This window comes from Photobacterium sp. OFAV2-7, from assembly GCF_022347985.1.
In the GTDB taxonomy this organism is placed as follows: Bacteria; Pseudomonadota; Gammaproteobacteria; order Enterobacterales; family Vibrionaceae; genus Photobacterium.
Window position 1 is genome coordinate 1 of record NZ_JAKRFQ010000485.1, and the last position, 3,865, is coordinate 3,865.

The window sequence follows — 3,865 nt, forward strand, 5'->3', positions numbered from 1 at the left end:
CTGCGGCTTGGGTGAAGCTACCGAAGCGGGCCACAATATCAAAGGTTGCCAGACCGGCCAGGGTACTGCTTTTGATTGGTTGCATGCAAAGCTCTTCCGTTTGCTTTTAGTAAAATTAAACACTGCTGTTAAATATTATCGATTGTTATGTAAATGTAAATAACGCATTCTCCGTTTCATAAAGTCGCCTGCAAACTAGAGAGTCGTGAGATGGAAGTGATTGTATTGGGAAGTGGTGTTATTGGTTTAACGTCGGCGTGGTATCTGGCTCAGGCCGGTCATGATGTGACTGTGGTCGAAAGGCAGCCAAAGAGCGCAGAAGAAACTAGTTTTGCCAATGCCGGACAAATTTCGTACGGCTACTCCTCACCGTGGGCGGCACCGGGGATCCCGGTAAAAGCGATGAAGTGGCTGTTACAAAAACATGCGCCGCTGAAAATCAAACCGTCGGTATCACCTGAACTGTATTTATGGTCGACGAAAATGCTGGCTAATTGCAACCAGAAAAAATACCAGATCAACAAGGCCAGAATGCTGCGGGTCGCTAACTATAGCCGTGAGTGCCTGTTGGAACTCCGTCGGCAGGAAGACTTGCAGTACGAAGGCCGGCAGCAGGGGACATTGCAGGTGTTTCGCAGTGAAGCCCAGATAGAAGCGGTCGCCAAAGATATTCAGGTACTGGCCGATAGCGGCACTCGTTATGAAGAGCTGGACGTGAAGGGTTGTATCGCGGCCGAACCGGCGTTGGCGAAGGTACAAGACAAGCTGGTTGGCGGGCTGCGCCTGCCGGATGACGAGACCGGCGATTGCTATTTGTTCTGTCAGCAACTGACAGAGCTTGCCAGGCAGGCTGGGGTAAAATTCATGTTTGATACGTCGGTGGAACGCCTGAACCACACAAATGGCAAAATCACCTCGGTGACCACTAGTGCCGGTGATCTCCATGCTGATGCCTATGTGGTGGCAATGGGCAGTTATTCCACGTCATTGCTGGGATCACTTGGAATTGATCTTCCGGTGTATCCGGTTAAAGGGTATTCGTTGACCCTACCTGTGACTGATTCAACGGCAGCACCACTATCTACCGTGATGGATGAAACCTATAAGGTGGCGATGACACGGTTTGAAGATCGTATCCGGGTAGCAGGTACTGCCGAGCTGGCAGGGTTTGATTTCAGCCTGACCAAAAAGCGGAAAGAGACAATTTCGATGGTCATTCAGGATCTGTTTCCTGAAGGCGGAGATATTAAACAAGCGGAGTTCTGGAGTGGTTTGCGACCAATGACACCGGACGGTACGCCTGTGATTGGTAAGACGCCTTTTGCCAACCTTTTCACCAATACTGGTCATGGTACGCTGGGGTGGACCATGGCATGTGGCTCAGGAAAAATGCTGGCAGATATTGTTAGTGGCCGCAATCCAGATATTGACCCTGAGGGGCTGGATGTCTTTCGTTATGCCTGATAAATCTGGGAAGCTATCAGCAGTTGCCTTTTTTGGCTTGTCCTGGCGGACAGAAACTGCCGTTTCCGTGGTTGCTGTTAGCTTCATTGGTTGTTGCCCTGATATTCACGCCGTCGACTTCGCCTTCGACATGGGTGAGCTGGCAGCTGCCAAGAAATAGGATGAGCAGAAACATGCTCAGGAGTGAGTATTTGTTCATTGGTGGAAATTAAGTCAGTTTGTCTTTGGTTGTGGGAAGTCTAAGTGGCACGGTTTAGGGGATTGTTAGGCTAAAGTCAGAGAAATGTCAGTAAGCCCAAATAATGAGCTGAATGTGTATTAAAATTTAACTACGAATAGTTATTTCTATTGTTGCTAATCACTGACATCGTTCTGAATGGATGAGACAAGGGTTCGGTGTGGTATTCAGTGCCGGGAGGCCATAATGAAGCGGGTCTTTTACATTAGCGATGACTTAGACGATCTGGAATTGGTGGAATATGAACTGGAGTTGAGTGGTATCAGCCCGCCGCAAATCCATGTTCTGACCGATAACGATACCGAGGTTGCCAGCCATCACCATCTTCACCCTGTGAAGTCTATTATGCGTAACGATATTATCCATTCGACCGAGATTGGTGCCGTTGTCGGTGTCTGTGCAGCGGTTGTGGTATTGCTTGTTGCTTTTCTGTCCGGTGCTACTGAAACAGTAGGTTGGGTACCTTTCGTTATGCTGGCCATTGTCATGTTGGGGTTCATAACCTGGGAGGGTGGATTGTTCGGCATTCAGGAGCTGCACTACCAGTTCCGCCGTTTCAAGCAGGTGCTGAAATCTGGCAAGCATGTATTAATGGTTGATGTAGAGCCGAGCCAGGAAATCACTTTGGCCAATGTGACACTGGCCCATGACAAGCTAAAGCCTGCCGGAACCGGCAAGGCCCCCCCGCACTGGCTGATAGCAACCCAGAATGGTTGGGAGAAAATGAAGAGAACGCTGCCGTAGTAATGTGTCCGATGTTGAGCCCTAATCGCTGAACATGAAATAAACCGGGAGGCTGCAGGTCTCCCGGTTTTACAGCCAACTATTCGTTAAAGAATACTTCTCGCAATTGGAAAATATAGTCAGCCTCGCTGGCCATCAGAATCACAAGAACCAGCAATACCAGTGGTGGCAAGAAGATGGTGTAAACCAGTGCCAGCCGCTCCCACAGCATGTGCATAAATACACTGGCGATAAGGCCGGCCTTCAGAATCATAAACAGTAAAATTAGGCTCCAGCGCAGCAGTCCCTCAAGATGGTAGTAGTCGACCATATAAGACAGGGTACTGAGCACAAATAATAGCCCCCATATTTTGAGGTACAGGCTGATTGGATGTTGCTGTTTATGCTCGGCCGAACCAGAGTGTGCAGTATTCATATTCAAATCCTCCTACCACAAGTAGAAAAAGGCGAAGATGAAAACCCAGACAAGATCGACGAAGTGCCAGTACAGGCCGGCAATTTCGACGATCTCGTAGTTTCCGCTACGCTCATAGTTTCCCCGCCATACCTTTGCAGCCACAATGAGCAGGTAGAGTACGCCGATACTGACATGCAGGCCGTGAAAACCGGTGATCATAAAAAAGCTTGCCCCGAACTGAGCAGCACCGGCTTCGTTACCCCAAGGGCGTACGCCGTCCTCTATCAACTTGGTCCACTCGAAGGCTTGCATGCCGACAAAGCTGAGGCCGAATAGGGCAGTGATCACCATCAGCAGTGCAGTGAGGCGGCGTTTTCGTTGATACCCGGCGTTGACGGCCATTGCCATAGTGCCGCTGCTGGTGATCAGAATGAACGTCATGATCGCTATCAGGATCAGTGGGATTGACTGACCGCCGATGGTCAGGGCAAAGACTTCACTGGGGATCGGCCATGGGGTTGTGGTGGTCATTCTGACCGCCATATAGCCGGTCAGAAAACAGCCGAAGACAAAGATATCGCTAAGCAGGAACAGCCACATCATGGCTTTGTTGGATGAAATGCGGAACACAGCCTGATCCGCAGAGTAGTCCGTAACGATGGAAGCCCATTGACCGGACGATGTTGACGGAGAATCGGCCATACGTATTTACCTCTTATGTAAATCGCAACAGCCCCAATAAAAACAACCAGACAAAGAGTAAAAAATGCCAATACCGGGTGCAGAGGCTCAGTGACGGATAAAGGGAGTCACTGTGCCTGCGGATAGCGTGGTAAACCGCTATTGCAAGGGCGATTAGCCCACCCAGCACATGCAGTCCATGCAGGCCAGTTAATAGGTAGAAGAAGCTATTGGCCGGGTTGCCCCCGACACTGTAATTCAGCGCAAGCAGGTGTTGCCATGCCCATAGCTGAGCCACGATAAAGCCCAGGGTAAAAAGTACCGCGAGGTTTAGTAAGGTG

6 protein-coding genes are annotated in these 3,865 nt (G+C 49.9%); 2 read left to right on the forward strand and 4 right to left on the reverse strand.

Annotation, left to right across the window (positions count from 1 at the left end; all coding sequences use genetic code 11):
* Window positions 1-210 precede the first annotated feature (210 nt).
* Entirely contained in the window at window positions 211-1,464 is a 1,254-nt protein-coding gene (locus MHN01_RS19465; protein ID WP_239412868.1) for a D-amino acid dehydrogenase, read from the forward strand.
* 16 nt (window positions 1,465-1,480) lie between these two features.
* Here the strand turns inward: MHN01_RS19465 and MHN01_RS19470 are convergent, their stop codons facing one another.
* Window positions 1,481-1,663: a hypothetical protein gene (locus tag MHN01_RS19470; RefSeq protein WP_239412869.1), complete on the reverse strand. Its 183-nt coding sequence runs from the start codon at window positions 1,661-1,663 to the stop codon at window positions 1,481-1,483.
* A gap of 225 nt (window positions 1,664-1,888) precedes the next feature.
* Here MHN01_RS19470 and MHN01_RS19475 point away from each other — a divergent pair, with 225 nt between their 5' ends.
* Window positions 1,889-2,446: an NAD/FAD-utilizing enzyme gene (locus MHN01_RS19475; protein WP_239412870.1), complete on the forward strand. Its 558-nt coding sequence runs from the start codon at window positions 1,889-1,891 to the stop codon at window positions 2,444-2,446.
* A 79-nt stretch (window positions 2,447-2,525) separates the two neighbouring features.
* Here the strand turns inward: MHN01_RS19475 and MHN01_RS19480 are convergent, their stop codons facing one another.
* The 3 genes from MHN01_RS19480 to MHN01_RS19490 all read right to left on the reverse strand — a co-directional run.
* A complete protein-coding gene (locus MHN01_RS19480; RefSeq protein ID WP_239412871.1) occupies window positions 2,526-2,861 on the reverse strand; it encodes a cytochrome C oxidase subunit IV family protein in 336 nt (111 codons plus the stop codon).
* A 12-nt stretch (window positions 2,862-2,873) separates the two neighbouring features.
* Window positions 2,874-3,545 carry a heme-copper oxidase subunit III family protein gene (locus MHN01_RS19485; RefSeq protein WP_239412872.1) on the reverse strand — a complete coding sequence of 224 codons (672 nt, stop codon included), beginning with the start codon at window positions 3,543-3,545 and terminating at the stop codon, window positions 2,874-2,876.
* A gap of 13 nt (window positions 3,546-3,558) precedes the next feature.
* Window positions 3,559-3,865 (reverse strand): cytochrome c oxidase subunit 3 (locus tag MHN01_RS19490; RefSeq protein WP_239412873.1); only part of this gene is annotated, 307 nt, incomplete at its 5' end.

Bases quoted from the DNA above. Each gene is read 5' to 3' on its own strand.
- MHN01_RS19465 (WP_239412868.1), top strand. From the start codon at position 211: ATGGAAGTGATTGTATTGGGAAGTGGTGTTATTGGTTTAACGTCGGCG.
- MHN01_RS19470 (WP_239412869.1), bottom strand. From the start codon at position 1,663: ATGAACAAATACTCACTCCTGAGCATGTTTCTGCTCATCCTATTTCTT.
- MHN01_RS19475 (WP_239412870.1), top strand. From the start codon at position 1,889: ATGAAGCGGGTCTTTTACATTAGCGATGACTTAGACGATCTGGAATTG.
- MHN01_RS19480 (WP_239412871.1), bottom strand. From the start codon at position 2,861: ATGAATACTGCACACTCTGGTTCGGCCGAGCATAAACAGCAACATCCA.
- MHN01_RS19485 (WP_239412872.1), bottom strand. From the start codon at position 3,545: ATGGCCGATTCTCCGTCAACATCGTCCGGTCAATGGGCTTCCATCGTT.